This is a genomic window from Pseudomonas sp. R4-39-08, assembly GCF_003852275.1.
Taxonomy (GTDB): Bacteria; Pseudomonadota; Gammaproteobacteria; order Pseudomonadales; family Pseudomonadaceae; genus Aquipseudomonas.
On sequence record NZ_CP027733.1, the window covers coordinates 138002 to 155303 of the forward strand.

1 protein-coding gene is annotated in these 17302 nt (G+C 58.4%); it reads right to left on the reverse strand.

Annotation, left to right across the window (positions count from 1 at the left end):
- Window positions 1–5 precede the first annotated feature (5 nt).
- On the reverse strand, window positions 6–17012 hold the full coding sequence (locus C4J88_RS00650; protein ID WP_124405939.1) for a LapA family giant adhesin: 17007 nt from the start codon (window positions 17010–17012) through the stop codon (window positions 6–8).
- Window positions 17013–17302 lie beyond the last annotated feature (290 nt).

Below are 17302 nucleotides of genomic sequence, written 5' to 3' on the forward strand. Positions count from 1 at the left end.
CAAGCTTAGGCGGTGTGATCGATCTTGATGGTCGGGTCGGCACCGCTGATCAGCGAGTTGATGCTGGTGTGGGACCAATCGTTGCCTTCCAGCTTGATGGTCACATCCGCATTGGCCAGGCCACCGGCGGCGTTGAGCTTGCCTTCGCTGCTCACTTGCAGGGTCGACACGCCTTCTACCGTGGTGATCTTGAGGTAGTTGTCGATGGTGCTGTCCGTCTCGCCCTTCAACAAATCGCGCAGGTCAATCCGGTCACCTTCCGACGCCTTGAAGTCCTTGATCACATCGTTGCCGATGTCACCAGCCTTCCACACGAAGGTGTCGGCCCCCGCACCGCCGATCAGGATGTCGTTGCCCTGACCGCCCATCAACGTGTCGTTGCCGGTACCGCCCAGCAAGATGTCATTGCCCTTGCCGCCGTCCAGCACGTCGTTGCCGCCCTGGCCGAACAGAATGTCATCGCCATTGCCGCCGAGCAGCGTGTCGTTGCCGTCCTTGGCGCCGGACACGTCGAAGTCCGCGTAATGTTCGGTGACGTACTGGTGCACGTTCGAGGTGGTAACCGCCGAGACGGCCACACCGGCTTTCTGTGCCACGAAAGCCTGCAGGGCGTTGTAACCCTCGCCGGTCACCCCGCTGAAGCTCACCAGGTCGCCAAAGAGGATGTCATTGCCGTCGCCACCGCTGATGCTGTCCGCGCCTGGCAGAGTCGCCTCGGTATGGCCGAGGATGGCATTGGCCAGGTCCTTCGGATCGATATTGGCCTGTGGCTTGCCATCGCTGTCGTAAGGCTTCAGGTCGCTTAAGCTGATGTCGCTGTTGATGCCGATCGCCTCCACATGCGACAGCCCGCCCAGCAGCGCAAAGGCGCTCTTGGAGTTGGCCAGTGTTGCCGTGTCGGTGCTGTTGCCTCGGCCGTCAAGGTTGGACAACTCAAAGGTGCCGTCGCCCTGGGCGCGGACCGTGCCCAGGTTGTAGGCCGTCCACCAGAAGCCGTTCGAGGTTTGCAGTTGAGCGGCACCCGAGGCGTCGATGCTCAAGTAATGGGTGTTATCCAGGTACTTGCCGACCGCGGTCCCGGGCGTGTAGTTGGCCGTCGTTACCACATCATCGAACTTGACGTTGCCGTACAGCGTCGGGTTGGTCTGCTCGCCGCTCTGGTAGAACGTCGGTTGGCCGTCGGTGATGAAGTACGTCAGGTTGGTCGCGCCGGTATTTTTGGTCGCCAGGTCGCTCTGGAAGAAGTTGGCGGTGGTCTTGAACACGTCTTCGTAGTTGGTGCCGCCTTCCGACCCCATCGAGTCCAGCACCGCTTTGAGCTGGGTCAGCGCATTGGGGGCATTGAGGTTGATGGCGATCGACTTGTTCACCTGGCTATCGAAGTCGGCCAGGAAGATATTCACCGTGCCCGACGTGTTGGCGCCCAGGCTGTTTTTGAGTGAGTTGAACACCGTGGTCAATGAAGCCTTCGCCGCGTCGATCGACGCTGCGCTCATGCTGCCGGAGCTGTCCACCATGAAGGCAAGGTTGTAGTTCTTGCCCTGCACCACGTTCAGGCCGCCGATGTCGGCCACGACGATGTCGTTGCCGTCGGTGCCGATGATCGAGTCGCTGCCCGACGTGCCGGTTACCGAGTTATACGCCGCCGGGTAGACCGTCACCGGCAATTGCGCGGTGGTGGTCGCCGAGCCGCCGATGCTTTCGGTAGACGTCGAGGTCACGGTCAGGTTGAACTGGCCGCTGTAATAGGTCGGCGGCTTGATGGTCAGGGTGCCCAGGTCCCAGCCGTTGACGTTGACTTCGCCCACGGTTTTCGTCGCCGTGAAGGTGTGTCCCGAAGCGTCGGTAAGCACCGAGCCTGCCGGAATGCCACCGATCTTCACCGCCAAGGTTTCCGAACCATCGGTGTCGGTCAGCGCGGTGGTGATCTTGGACAGTTTGACGCTGCCGTTTTCCAGGCCTTCGTTGAGCTTATAACCCACGTAGTAACCGTCACCGTTGCTGCCATGCAGGTCGGACACGGTCACGCCGGCGTTGGTCAGGTCGGCAATGCCGGTGTACAGCGGGACGTTGCTGGTGCTCAAGTTCTGCGTCGCGCCGCCATTGATAGACAGGTTGACGTCAAAGCTACCGGGGCCCGCCTGGTTGGCCTGATAGATCTCAAGGCTGTAATAACCGCTGACCACCGGCGTGAACGTGCCGCTGAACTTGCCGCTGTTGGTGCCCCACAGTCCGCTGGCCACGTCTTTACCGCCGACGTTGATCAGCAGGCTGTCATCGGCGACGCCGCTGAAGGTGTAGTTCTTGCCGGCTTCCATGTACATCAGGCCGGAGATTTTTCCGCCTGAACCGGGGGTAACGTCGGTGGTGGACTCGACATTGGTCACCACCGCTGTGCTGTTCGGCGTGCCGGCGCCATCGATGGCTTTTTTCAGCACGTCCGGTGCGGCGCCGTTGCCGCTGGTGCCAAGGCCGGGAAGGCTGTTCCAGCTCTGCTTGATCAGGCCGACCGAGTTGACGTTGTTGTCAGCCACACCCAGGGTTGGCGCGTCGGCCACCGGGGTGATATCGACTTTCACCGTGGCGCTGGTGCCCAGGTCCTTGCCGTCGGTGGGCTGGAACTTGAACTGTGCGTAATCGGCCTGCTTGTTACCGATGCCCGTGCCGCCATAACCGTCGGTGCCGGACTCGTTGGCGTTTGGCGTAAAGCGTAACTGGCCGCCATCGATCTGGGCTTTGGTAAAGGTCTGGCCGCTGGTCACGTTGGTCCAGGTGGTGCCGTCGGTTGCCAGGTATTGCAGTTTGCCGGCCACCGGCAGGTCGGTGATTTTCACGCCGAGGCTGGCTGATGGCGAGTCCACGTCGCTCACGCCGAAGTTTGCCCAGGTCAAGGCCAGCGCAGTGTCTTCCGTACCGGTCACGGCCCCGCCCGTTGCCACTGGCGCATCGTTGACCGCCACCACGTTGACTGTGGTGGTGGCGACGTTGGAGTAATTGCCGCCGTCGGTCACCGCCACGGTAATGGTGCGCGGCGTGGTGCTTGGGTCGTGGCTGGTGTTGGTGAACGTGATGTTCTGGATACGCTGCATGTAGTCAGCCAGCGTCGCGCTGCCCGACAACGTCAGGGTGATGGTGCCCGTCTGATTGTTGGTGCTGACGCTGATGCCGTTCACGCTGTTGCCCAGGTTCAAGGCATCACCGGCTTGGGCGTTGGTCAGGGTGACCGTTGCGCCCGTCAGCAGGGTGCTGTCCGGATCGGTGATCTTGATATCGGTGTCGGCAATCGACACACCCGGCCCGGCGGTGCCTTCGGTGAAGGAGGTCTTGAAGTCGTTGCCGCTGGCACCGCTGGAGTTGTTGGCGTCCAGGTCGATAACCGGCGGCGCATCGTTGTCGAGGATGTCAGTGCTGACCGTGCCCTTGTCGATCACCAGGTTCTCGAAGTTGCCCCCGGTGGCCTTGTCGATGGTGATGACGATTTTTTCGGTCGGCTCGGTGATTCGGTCGTCAAGTGTGCGGATATCAAACGGCACGCTGCTGGTGCCGGCCGGGATCTTCACGGTGTACACACCATTGAAATCCGAACCATCGGTGGCCGTGCCGCTGTACTTGAGGGTGACGGTCACGTCGGTTTGCGCCGGGTTGCTCAAGGTCAGGGCGTAGTGCGCCGTACCACCTTCGGTCACCGAAGCGTCGCCGCTGATGCTGAGGGTAGTGTTGGTGACCACATCCGTGACTTTGGTGACCACGGTGCTGCCGTCGACCATCAAGTGCTCGTATTTGTCGCCGCCACTGACTACGGCACTGATTTTGGCAGTGACATCATTGGCGCCGACATACGCATCGTTCGGCGCGGTGGCGGTGGTGAAGCTGCTGGACTTGCCGCTGCCGATGGTAATGGTCGAGCCGTTATCCAGCTTCACCACCAGGTCGGAACCGACGTTGGTCACCGCCGCACCATTTTTGTCGACCAGCGACGCGGTGTAGACGATCTGGCCGCCCTCGCTGACCGAACCCGTGGCCTTGAGCACCACGGTTACATCGTCGATGGTGTCGTTGATCGTCGTCGTTGCGCCGTTGTCTGCGACTGCCAGTTTTTCGAAGTTGCCGCCAGTTGCGTCGGTGATCTTGACCGTTTGAGTGCTCTTGTCGATGAACACGTCATCGCTTGGCGCGGGCACAGTTACGGTGCCAACGGTCTCGCCAGCCTTGATCGTGATGCTCGAACCGTTATCCAACTTCAGGGTGACGTCGCTGCCGGCCTTGTTGCTCAAGGTGGCGGTGTAGGTGATCTGGCCACCCTCGTTGACGGCGCTTGGCGCGGTCAGCGTGACGCTGGTGAGGTCGGTGCTGCCTGGGGTATCCGTGACGGTCGTATTAACCGCTGTGGTACCCGGCACCAGGTTTTCGAAATGCTCGCCACCGGTCACGCTTTTGATAGAGGTGGTGACGGTTTGATCGCCTTTGTAAACGTCGTTTGGTGCCACCGTGGTGAGCGTGCCGCTGGATTGGTTTACACCGATGGTGATGGTTTTGCCGTTGTCCAGAGTGACGGTCAGCGGATTGGTAGTGTTGTTCACCAGCGCGCCGTTTTTATCCACAAGGGTAGCGGTGTAGACGATATTGCCGCCTTCGCCGACGGTAGGAGTGGCGGTCAGAACCACATCGACTTTGTCGATGGTGTCGTTGATCGTGGTGGTTGCGCCATTGCCCGCGACTTCCAGTTTTTCGAAGTTGCCGCCAGTTGCGTCGGTGATCTTGACCGTTTGGGTGCTCTTGTCGATGAACACATCATCGGTCGGAGCAGGTACGGTCACGGTGCCGACGGTATTACCCGCTTTGATGGTGATCGACGAGCCGTTGTCGAGTTTCAGCGTGACGTCACTGCCTGCTTTGTTGGAAAGCGTAGCGGTGTACGTAATCTGTCCACCTTCGTTGACTGCGGTTGGCGCTGTCAGGGTGACGGTAGTGGTATCAGCAGTGCCCGGAGTATCCGTGACGGTCGTGTTAACCGCTGTAGTTCCCGGCACCAGATTTTCGAAATGTTCGCCACCGGTCACGCCTTTGATAGCTGCGGTGACGGTTTGATCGCCTTTGTAAACGTCGTTTGGTGCCACGGTGGTGAGCGTGCCGCTGGATTGGTTTACGCCGATGGTGATGGTTTTACCGTTATCCAGAGTGACAGTCAGCGGATTGGTGATGTTATTCACCAGCGCGCCGTTTTTATCCACAAGGGTAGCGGTGTAGACGATATTGCCGCCTTCGCCGACGGTAGGAGTGGCGGTCAGGACCACGTCGACCTTGTCGATGGTGTCATTGATTGTGGTGGTTGCGCCATTACCAGCAACTTCCAGTTTCTCGAAGTTGCCGCCGGAAGCGTCGGTGATTTTGACGGTCTGAGCGCTCTTATCGATAAACACGTCATCAGTCGGAGCAGGCACGGTCACGGTGCCGACGGTATCGCCAGCCTTGATGATGATGCTCGAACCGTTGTCGAGTTTCAGCGTTACATCAGTACCTGCCTTGTTGCTCAAGGTCGCGGTGTAGGTGATCTGACCACCTTCGTTAACTGCACTTGGCGCAGTCAGGGTGACGGTAGTGGTATCAGCTGTGCCCGGAGTGTCCGTGACAGTAGTGTTAACCGCTGTAGTACCTGGCACCAGGTTTTCAAAATGCTCGCCACCGGTCACGCCTTTGATGGCTGCGGTGACGGTCTGGTCGCCCTTGTACACATCATCTGGCGCAACAACCGAAACACTACCGCTCGTTTGGTTTACACCGATGGTAATGCTCTGCCCGTTATCCAGAGTGACAGTCAGCGGATTGGTGATGTTATTCACCGGCGTGCCGTTCTTATCCACAAGGCTGGCGGTGTAGACGATGTTGCCGCCTTCGCCGACGGTAGGAGTGGCGGTCAGAACCACATCGACCTTGTCGATGGTGTCGTTGATGGTGGTGGTTGCGCCGTTGCCCGCGACTGCAAGCTTCTCGAAGTTGCCACCAGTCGCGTCGGTGATCTTGACGGTCTGGGTGCTTTTGTCGATGAACACATCATCGGTCGGGGCAGGCACAGTTACGGTGCCGACAGTGTCGCCAGCCTTGATTGTAATGCTCGAACCGTTATCCAACTTCAGGGTGACGTCACTGCCGGCCTTGTTGCTCAGGGTCGCGGTGTAGGTGATCTGTCCACCTTCGTTAACTGCACTTGGCGCGGTCAGGGTGACAGTAGTGGTATCAGCAGTGCCCGGAGTATCCGTGACAGTGGTATTCACTGCGGTGGTGCCTGGCACCAGATTTTCGAAATGTTCGCCACCGGTCACGCCTTTGATAGCTGCGTTGACGGTTTGATCGCCTTTGTAGACGTCGTTTGGTGCCACGCTGGTAACCGTGCCGCTGGATTGGTTCACGCCGATGGTGATGGTTTTGCCGTTGTCCAGAGTGACGGTTAGCGGATTGGTGGTGTTGTTCACCAACGCGCCGTTTTTATCCACAAGGGTAGCGGTGTAGACGATATTGCCGCCCTCGCCAACGGTAGGAGTGGCGGTCAGAACTACATCGACCTTGTCGATGGTGTCGTTGATGGTGGTGGTTGCGCCATTGCCTGCGACTTCCAGTTTCTCGAAGTTGCCGCCAGTGGTTTCGGTAATCTGAACCGTCTGAGTGCTCTTGTCGATGAACACGTCATCGGTCGGAGCAGGCACAGTCACGGCGCCGACGGTGTCGCCCGCTTTAATAGTGATCGAAGAGCCGTTATCCAATTTTAACGTGACGTCGCTGCCTGCTTTATTAGAAAGCGTGGCGGTGTAGGTGATTTGACCACCTTCGTTGACGGCGCTCGGCGCGGTCAGCGTGACGCTGGTGAGGTCGGTGCTGCCCGGGGTATCCGTGACGGTCGTGTTAACCGCTGTGGTACCCGGCACCAGATTTTCAAAGTGCTCGCCACCGGTCACGCCTTTAATGGCGGTGGTGACGGTTTGATCGCCTTTGTAGACGTCGTTCGGTGCCACGCTGGTAACCGTGCCGCTGGATTGGTTCACGCCGATGGTGATGCTTTGGCCGTTATCCAGGGTCACGGTCAGCGGGTTGGTGATGTTAGTCACCGGCGCGCCGTTTTTATCCACAAGGGTAGCGGTGTAGACGATGTTGCCGCCTTCGCCAACGGTAGGAGTGGCGGTCAGAACTACATCGACCTTGTCGATGGTGTCGTTGATGGTGGTGGTTGCGCCGTTGCCTGCAACTTCCAGTTTCTCGAAGTTGCCGCCAGTGGTTTCGGTAATCTGAACCGTCTGAGTGCTCTTGTCGATGAACACGTCATCGGTCGGAGCAGGCACAGTCACGGCGCCGACGGTGTCGCCAGCCTTGATGGTAATGCTCGAACCGTTATCCAACTTCAGGGTGACGTCGCTGCCTGCTTTGTTGGAAAGCGTGGCGGTGTACGTAATCTGGCCACCTTCGTTCACGGCGGTTGGCGCGGTCAGTGTGACGGTAGTGGTGTTGTCAGTGCCCGGTGTATCGGTAACAGTGGTGTTAACCGGCGTGGAACCCGGCACCAGATTTTCAAAGTGCTCGCCACCGGTGACGCCTTTGATTGATGCGGTGACGGTTTGATCGCCTTTGTAGACGTCGTTTGGTGCCACGCTGGTAACCGTGCCGCTGGATTGGTTCACGCCGATGGTGATGGTTTTACCGTTGTCCAGAGTGACAGTCAGCGGATTGGTGATGTTGCTCACCGGCGCGCCGTTTTTATCCACAAGGCTGGCGGTGTAGACGATATTGCCGCCTTCGCCGACGGTAGGAGTGGCGGTCAGGACGACGTCAACTTTGTCGATGGTGTCGTTGATCGTGGTGGTCGCACCGTTGCCTGCAACTTCCAACTTCTCGAAATTACCGCCAGTGGTCTCGGTGATCTGAACGGTCTGGGTGCTTTTATCGATGAACACGTCATCGGTGGGAGCTGGAACAGTCACGGTGCCGACGGTCTCGCCAGCCTTGATGATGATGCTCGAACCGTTGTCGAGTTTCAGCGTGACATCAGTACCGGCCTTGTTGCTCAAGGTCGCGGTGTAGGTGATCTGACCACCTTCGTTGACGGCACTTGGCGCGGTCAGCGTGACGGTAGTGGCATCTGCTGTAGCCGGTGTGTCGGTAACAGTAGTGCTAACCGCTGTAGTACCCGGAACCAGGTTTTCGAAATGCTCGCCACCGGTCACGCCTTTGATTGCAGCGGTGACGGTCTGGTCCCCGTTGTACACATCATCCGGAGCCACAACCGAAACAGAACCACTCGACTGGTTCACATCAATGGTGATGCTCTGCCCGTTATCCAGAGTGACGGTCAGCGGATTGGTGATGTTATTCACCGGCGTACCGTTCTTATCCACAAGGCTGGCGGTGTAGACGATGTTGCCGCCTTCGCCAACGGTAGGAGTGGCGGTCAGAACTACATCGACCTTGTCGATGGTGTCGTTGATTGTGGTGGTCGCACCATTACCCGCAACTTCCAGTTTCTCGAAGTTGCCGCCAGAAGCGTCGGTGATTTTGACGGTCTGAGTGCTCTTATCGATGAACACGTCATCAGTCGGAGCAGGCACGGTCACGGTGCCAACGGTATCGCCAGCCTTGATGATGATGCTCGAACCGTTGTCGAGTTTCAGCGTTACATCAGTACCTGCCTTGTTGCTCAAGGTCGCGGTGTAGGTGATCTGACCACCTTCGTGAACTGCACTTGGCGCAGTCAGGGTGACGGTAGTGGTATCAGCTGTGCCCGGAGTGTCCGTGACAGTAGTGTTAACCGCTGTAGTACCTGGCACCAGGTTTTCAAAATGCTCGCCACCGGTCACGCCTTTGATGGCTGCGGTGACGGTTTGATCGCCTTTGTAGACGTCGTTTGGTGCCACGCTGGTAACCGTGCCGCTGGATTGGTTCACACCGATGGTGATGGTTTTGCCGTTATCCAGAGTGACGGTTAGCGGATTGGTGGTGTTGTTCACCAGCGCGCCGTTTTTATCCACAAGGGTAGCGGTGTAGACGATATTGCCGCCTTCGCCGACGGTAGGAGTGGCGGTCAGGACGACGTCAACTTTGTCGATGGTGTCGTTGATCGTGGTGGTTGCGCCGTTGCCTGCAACTTCCAGCTTCTCGAAATTACCGCCAGTGGTCTCGGTGATCTTGACGGTCTGGGTGCTCTTGTCGATGAACACGTCATCGGTCGGAGCAGGTACGGTCACGGTGCCGACGGTGTTGCCGGCCTTGATGGTGATGCTGGAACCGTTGTCCAGCTTCAGCGTGACATCACTGCCTGCTTTATTAGAAAGCGTAGCGGTGTAAGTGATCTGTCCACCTTCGTTAGCTGCACTTGGCGCAGTCAGGGTGACGGTGGTGGTGTTATCCGTGCCTGGGGTGTCAGTCACAGTTGTAGTGACTTTGTCGGTGCCCGGCACCAGGTTTTCGAAGTGCCCGCCGCCGGTCACGCCATTGATAGCGGCGGTGACGGTTTGGTCGCCCTTGTACACATCATCGGGAGCAACAACCGAAACACTACCGCTCGTTTGGTTTACACCGATGGTAATGCTCTGCCCGTTATCCAGAGTGACGGTCAGCGGATTGGTGATGTTGCTCACCGGCGCGCCGTTTTTATCCACAAGGGTAGCGGTGTAGACGATGTTGCCGCCTTCGCCAACGGTAGGAGTGGCGGTCAGAACTACATCGACCTTGTCGATGGTGTCGTTGATGGTGGTGGTTGCGCCGTTGCCTGCAACTTCCAGTTTCTCGAAGTTGCCGCCGGAAGCGTCGGTGATTTTGACGGTCTGAGTGCTCTTATCGATAAACACGTCATCAGTCGGAGCAGGCACGGTCACGGTGCCGACGGTCTCGCCAGCCTTGATGATGATGCTCGAACCGTTGTCGAGTTTCAGCGTGACATCAGTACCGGCCTTGTTGCTCAAGGTCGCGGTGTAGGTGATTTGCCCACCTTCGTTGACAGCGCTTGGCGCGGTCAGCGTGACGGTAGTGGTGTTGTCGGTACCCGGTGTGTCGGTAACAGTGGTGTTAACCGGAGTAGTACCTGGCACCAGGTTTTCGAAATGCTCGCCCCCGGTCACGCCTTTGATTGCAGCGGTGACGGTCTGGTCCCCGTTGTACACATCATCCGGAGCCACAACCGAAACAGAACCGCTCGATTGGTTTACCCCAATGGTGATGCTCTGGCCGTTATCCAACGTCACGGTCAGCGGATTGGTGATGTTATTCACCGGCGTACCGTTCTTATCCACAAGGCTGGCGGTGTAGACGATGTTGCCGCCTTCGCCGACGGTAGGAGTGGCGGTCAGAACCACATCGACCTTGTCGATGGTGTCGTTGATTGTGGTGGTCGCACCATTACCCGCAACTTCCAGTTTCTCGAAGTTGCCGCCAGAAGCGTCGGTGATTTTGACGGTCTGAGTGCTCTTATCGATGAACACGTCATCAGTCGGAGCAGGCACGGTCACGGTGCCAACGGTATCGCCGGCTTTGATGGTGATCGACGAGCCGTTATCCAACTTCAGGGTGACGTCACTGCCGGCCTTATTGCTCAAGGTTGCGGTATAGCTGATCTGGCCGCCTTCGTTAACCGCGCTTGGTGCGGTCAGCGTAACGGTGGTGGTGTTATCAGTGCCTGGGGTGTCAGTCACAGTTGTAGTGACTTTATCGGTACCCGGAACTAGGTTTTCGAAGTGTTCGCCACCGGTCACGTCCTTGATAGCGGCCGTGACGGTTTGATCGCCTTTGTATACGTCATTCGGCGCAGCAATCGAAACGCTGCCGCTCGACTGACTGACGCCAATGGTGATGCTCTGGCCGTTATCCAACGTCACGGTCAGCGGATTGGTGATGTTATTCACCGGCGTGCCGTTTTTATCCACAAGGCTGGCGGTGTAGACGATATTGCCGCCCTCGCCAACGGTGGTGGTGGCGGTCAGGACTACGTCAACTTTGTCGATGGTGTCGTTGATCGTGGTGGTCGCGCCATTGCCCGCAACTTCCAGTTTTTCGAAGTTGCCGCCCGTGGCGTCAGTGATCTGAACAGTCTGACTGCTCTTATCGATAAACACGTCATCGGTAGGCGCAGGCACCGTCACAGTGCCGACGGTCTCGCCAGCCTTGATGGTGATCGAAGAGCCGTTGTCCAGCTTCAGAGTGACGTCACTGCCGGCCTTGTTGCTCAAGGTTGCGGTGTAGCTGATCTGGCCGCCTTCGTTAACCGCGCTTGGTGCAGTCAGCGTGACGGTGGTGGTGTTATCGGTACCCGGCGTATCGGTAACGGTGGTATTGACCGGCGTGGTGCCCGGCACTAGGTTTTCGAAGTGCTCACCGCCAGTGACAGTCTGAATGGCAGTGGTGACGGTCTGGTCGCCTTTGTAAACATCATCAGGTGCCACGGCGGTGACCGTGCCGCTCGATTGGTTTACCCCGATGGTGATGCTCTGGCCATTATCCAAAGTGACAGTCAGCGGGTTGGTGATGTTGGTCACCGGCGTGCCGTTCTTATCCACAAGGCTGGCGGTGTAGACGATATTGCCGCCCTCGCCAACGGTGGTTGTGGCGGTCAGAACCACATCGACCTTGTCGATGGTGTCGTTGATTGTCGTCGTCGCACCGTTACCCGCAACTTCCAGTTTCTCGAAGTTGCCGCCAGAAGCGTCGGTGATTTTGACGGTCTGAGTGCTCTTGTCGACGAACACGTCATCGCTTGGCGCTGGCACGGTCACGGTGCCGACGGTGTCGCCAGCCTTAACAATGATCGAGGAGCCGTTATCCAACTTCAGCGTAACGTCACTGCCCGCTTTATTGGAAAGCGTAGCGGTGTAGGTGATTTGACCACCTTCGTTGACCGCACTTGGCGCGGTCAGCGTAACGGTGGTGGTGTTATCAGTGCCTGGGGTGTCAGTCACGGTTGTAGTGACTTTATCGGTACCCGGAACTAGGTTTTCGAAGTGTTCGCCACCGGTCACGTCCTTGATAGCGGCCGTGACGGTTTGATCGCCTTTGTATACGTCATTCGGCGCAGCAATCGAAACGCTGCCGCTCGACTGATTGACGCCAATGGTGATGCTCTGGCCGTTATCCAACGTCACGGTCAGCGGATTGGTGATGTTATTCACCGGCGTGCCGTTTTTATCCACAAGGCTGGCGGTGTAGACGATATTGCCGCCCTCGCCAACGGTGGTGGTGGCGGTCAGGACTACGTCAACTTTGTCGATGGTGTCGTTGATCGTGGTGGTCGCGCCGTTGCCCGCAACTTCCAGTTTTTCGAAGTTGCCGCCGGAAGCGTCGGTGATCTTGACGGTCTGGGTGCTCTTATCGATAAACACGTCATCGGTAGGCGCAGGGACGGTCACGGTGCCAACGGTATCGCCAGCCTTGATGGTGATCGAAGAGCCGTTGTCCAGCTTCAGAGTGACGTCACTGCCGGCCTTGTTGCTCAAGGTTGCGGTGTAGCTGATCTGGCCGCCTTCGTTAACCGCGCTTGGTGCGGTCAGCGTAACGGTGGTGGTGTTATCGGTACCCGGCGTATCGGTAACGGTCGTGTTGACCGGAGCAGTACCAGGCACGAGGTTTTCGAAATGCTCGCCACCGGTCACGTCCTTGATAGCGGCCGTGACGGTCTGGTCGCCCTTGTACACATCATCGGGCGCAACAACCGAAACGCTACCGCTCGTTTGGTTTACACCGATGGTGATGCTCTGGCCGTTATCCAACGTCACGGTCAGCGGGTTGGTGATGTTAGTCACCGGCGCGCCATTCTTATCCACAAGGCTGGCGGTGTAAACGATGTTGCCGCCTTCGCCAACGGTGGTGGTGGCGGTCAGAACTACGTCGACCTTGTCGATGGTGTCGTTAATCGTTGTCGTTGCGCCGTTGCCCGCAACTTCAAGCTTCTCGAAGTTACCGCCAGTGGTCTCGGTGATCTGAACAGTCTGACTGCTCTTATCGATAAACACGTCATCGGTAGGCGCAAGCACCGTCACAGTGCCAACGGTATCGCCAGCCTTGATGGTGATGCTCGAGCCGTTGTCCAACTTCAGCGTGACGTCACTTCCCGCTTTATTGGAAAGTGTCGCGGTGTATGTAATCTGCCCACCTTCGTTAACTGCACTTGGCGCGGTCAGCGTCACGGTGGTGGTGTTATCGGTACCCGGCGTATCGGTAACGGTCGTGTTGACCGGAGCAGTACCAGGCACCAAGTTTTCGAAATGCTCGCCACCGGTCACGTCCTTGATAGCGGCCGTGACGGTTTGGTCGCCCTTATACACGTCGTCTGGAGCTACAACCAAAACAGAACCGCTCGATTGGTTTACACCGATGGTGATGCTCTGGCCGTTATCCAACGTCACGGTCAGCGGATTGGTGATGTTAGTCACCAGCGCGCCGTTCTTATCCACAAGGCTGGCGGTGTAGACGATGTTTCCGCCTTCGCCAACGGTGGTTGTGGCGGTCAGAACCACATCGACCTTGTCGATGGTGTCGTTAATTGTCGTCGTCGCACCATCACCCGCAACTTCCAGTTTTTCGAAGTTGCCGCCAGTGGTCTCGGTGATCTGAACAGTCTGGGTGCTCTTATCGATAAACACGTCATCGGTAGGTGCAGGCACCGTCACAGTGCCAACGGTATCGCCGGCCTTGATGGTGATGCTCGAACCGTTGTCCAACTTCAGCGTGACGTCGCTGCCGGCTTTATTAGAAAGCGTAGCGGTGTAGGTGATCTGACCACCTTCGTTCGCCTCGGCCGGAGCTGTCAGCGTGACGGTCGTAGTGTCGATGGAGTCGGTAATGGTGGTAACCGCTGGCGTCGTACTCGGCACCAGGTTTTCAAAGTTGCCGCCGGTTGCGCCAGTAATGGTGGTGCTGATGGTGCTGCCGTTGACGTAGACATCGTTCGGCGGCGTGTCGACGACCACGCTGCCTACCGACTCGCCCGCCTTGATAGTGATCACCGAGCCATTGCTCAAGGTGACGTTCACCGGCGTCTGAGCCGGGTTGGTCAAGGTCGCGGTGTAAGTGATCTGCCCGCCTTCGGTCACAGTCGAACCGGCCGTCAGCGTGACGGTGGTGGTATCAACCGAGTCAGTAATCGTGGTGACCGCAGGCGTCGTGCTCGGCGCCAGGTTTTCAAAGTTGCCGCCGGTTGCACTGGTAATAGTGGTGCTGACAGACGACCCATTAACGTAGACGTCGTTGGCCGGAGTATCGACCGCCACCGTGCCCGACGATTCACCTGCCTTGATGGTGATCACCGAGCCATTGCTCAAGGTGACGTTCACCGGCGTCTGCGCCGGGTTGGTCAAGGTCGCGGTGTAGGTGATCTGACCGCCTTCGGTCACAGTCGAACCCGCCGTCAGCGTAACGGCGGTGGTATCGACCGAATCAGTGATGGTCGTAACGGCAGGCGTGGTGCTCGGCACCAGGTTTTCAAAGTTGCCGCCGGTTGCGCCCGTAATCGTGGTGCTGACAGTCGAACCGTTAACGTAGACATCATTAGCCGGGGTATCGACCACAACGGTGCCCGTCGACTCGCCGGCTTTGATAGTAATCACCGAGCCATTGCTCAAGGTGACGTTCACCGGCGTCTGCGCCGGGTTGGTCAAGGTCGCGGTGTAGGTGATCTGGCCGCCTTCGGTCACGCTCGTGTCGGCAGTCAGCGTGACGGCGGTGGTATCGACCGAATCAGTGATGGTCGTAACGGCAGGCGTTGTGCTCGGTACCAGGTTTTCAAAATTACCGCCGGTGGCACCGGTGATCGTGGTGCTGACGGTCGAACCGTTAACGTAGACATCGTTAGCCGGGGTATCGACCACAACGGTGCCCGTCGACTCGCCGGCTTTGATGGTAATCACCGAGCCATTGCTCAAGGTGACGTTCACCGGCGTCTGCGCCGGGTTGGTCAAGGTCGCGGTGTAGGTGATCTGGCCGCCTTCGGTCACGCTCGTGTCGGCAGTCAGCGTGACGGCGGTGGTATCGACCGAATCATTGATGGTCGTAACCGCTGGCGTCGTACTCGGCACCAGGTTTTCAAAGTTGCCGCCGGTGGCACCCGTGATGGTAGTGCTGACAGTCGAACCGTTAACGTAGACATCGTTGGCTGGGGTATCGACCACAACGGTGCCCACGGACTCTCCGGCCTTGATAGTGATCACCGAGCCATTGCTCAAGGTGACGTTCACCGGCGTCTGCGCCGGGTTGGTCAAGGTCGCGGTGTAGGTGATCTGGCCGCCTTCGGTCACGCTCGTGTCGGCAGTCAGCGTAACGGCGGTGGTATCGACCGAATCAGTGATGGTCGTAACGGCAGGCGTGGTGCTCGGCACCAGGTTTTCAAAGTTGCCGCCGGTGGCACCGGTGATCGTGGTGCTGACAGTCGAACCGTTAACGTAGACATCGTTGGCCGGAGTATCGACTGCCACCGTGCCCGTCGATTCACCTGCCTTGATGGTGATCACCGAGCCATTGCTCAATGTAACGCTTACCGGCGTCTGCGCAGGGTTGGTCAGGGTAGCGGTGTAGGTGATCTGACCGCCTTCGGTCACAGTCGAACCCGCCGTCAGCGTGACGGCGGTGGTATCGACCGAATCATTGATGGTCGTAACGGCAGGAATTGTGCTCGGTACCAGGTTTTCAAAATTACCGCCGGTGGCACCGGTGATCGTGGTGCTGACGGTTGAACCGTTAACGTAGACATCATTAGCCGGGGTATCGACCACCACGGTGCCCACGGACTCGCCGGCCTTGATAGTAATCACCGAGCCATTGCTCAATGTAACGCTTACCGGCGTCTGAGCCGGGTTGCTCAGGGTAGCGGTGTAGGTGATCTGACCGCCTTCGGTCACAGTCGAACCTGCCGTCAGCGTGACGGTGGCGGTATCAACCGAATCGGTAATCGTAGTGACCGCAGGCGTGGTGCTCGGCACCAGGTTTTCAAAGTTCCCGCCGGTTGCGCCGGTAATAGTGGTGCTGACAGTCGACCCATTAACGTAGACGTCGTTGGCCGGAGTATCGACCACGACCGTACCCGTCGACTCGCCGGCCTTGATAGTGATCACCGAGCCATTGCTCAAAGTGACAGTCACCGGCGTCTGCGCCGGGTTGGTCAAGGTCGCGGTGTAAGTGATCTGCCCGCCTTCGGTCACGCTGGAACCGGCCGTCAAGGTCACGGTGGTGGTGTCGAGGGTGTCGGTAATCTGTGTCACGGCCGGGTTAGGGTCGAGGGTCAGCACCAGGTTGTTACCGCCGGTGGTGCCGGTGACGTTGACGCTGATCTGGCTGGCGTCGATGTACGGGCTGTCGTTAGGTGCCAGGGGCACGTTGACGGTGCCGGTCAGTTGGCCGGACGGGATGGTAATCACCGCGCCGTTGGACAGGGTGACGGTCAGGTCGCTGGTGCCGGGCTGGGTCACGGTGGCAGTGTAGGTCAGCACGCCGCCGGCTTCGGTGATGCTAGGCGTGGCGCTCAGGCTCAGGGTCGCAGGCTGCAGCGCCAGGTTGCCGTTGCCGGTAGAAGCCTGGGCACCCGTAAAGGTGTTCAGGGTTGACGTGCCCTGGCCGATAGGGGCGGTGGGAAAGCCAATGGTCGGATCGACACGGCCGGCGGTCGCGTCCAGCACTACAAAGCTGTGGCCCCCGCCTGCGGCGCCATTACCGGCAGCGGTTGCGCCAGCGGCCGTGGCTTCCAGGTCGGTGGTCGGGTCGGCGCCGGCGGCGATGGCTTGTTGCAGTTCGGCTACCGATGGCGCGGCCTGTTCGGTGGCGGCAGCCAGGTCGGCAGTGGAGTCCGGCATGTCGGCGCTCCACTGGGTGTCGCGGCCCAGGTCCAGCGTGCGCCCATCAGCCAGTTCCAGGCTCACCGCGCCCGACAGGCCCGTGTCAATCTGGTCGCCCGCGAACAGGCGATCACCCTCAACCAGAACACGGCGCGTTCCTTCCGGAGAAATAACGAACACTTGACCAACAATGCTTTTGACGATGGCAACAACATTGCTCATTAAATATTTCTCCGGCGATCCGTTTCTGATGATTTCCATGTGGCCACTAAAGAGTAGGGCCAAACTGGAGGGGGCGTAGTCTAGATAGTTACTGACGTCAAATATTTGGCTGTAATTTTTAGTTATCTAGTTTCTGCCAAACTATTGACCTTATGGTCGCCATCCTAAACAATCGCCTCCGTAATGTCACATTGATATTTATGCGGCGAACCGTCCTACATGTGTGAAGCAGTTCCGCTATTTGAACTTTCCGACGTACGGTCATTACGGTAGCCATTATCCGACGCGGC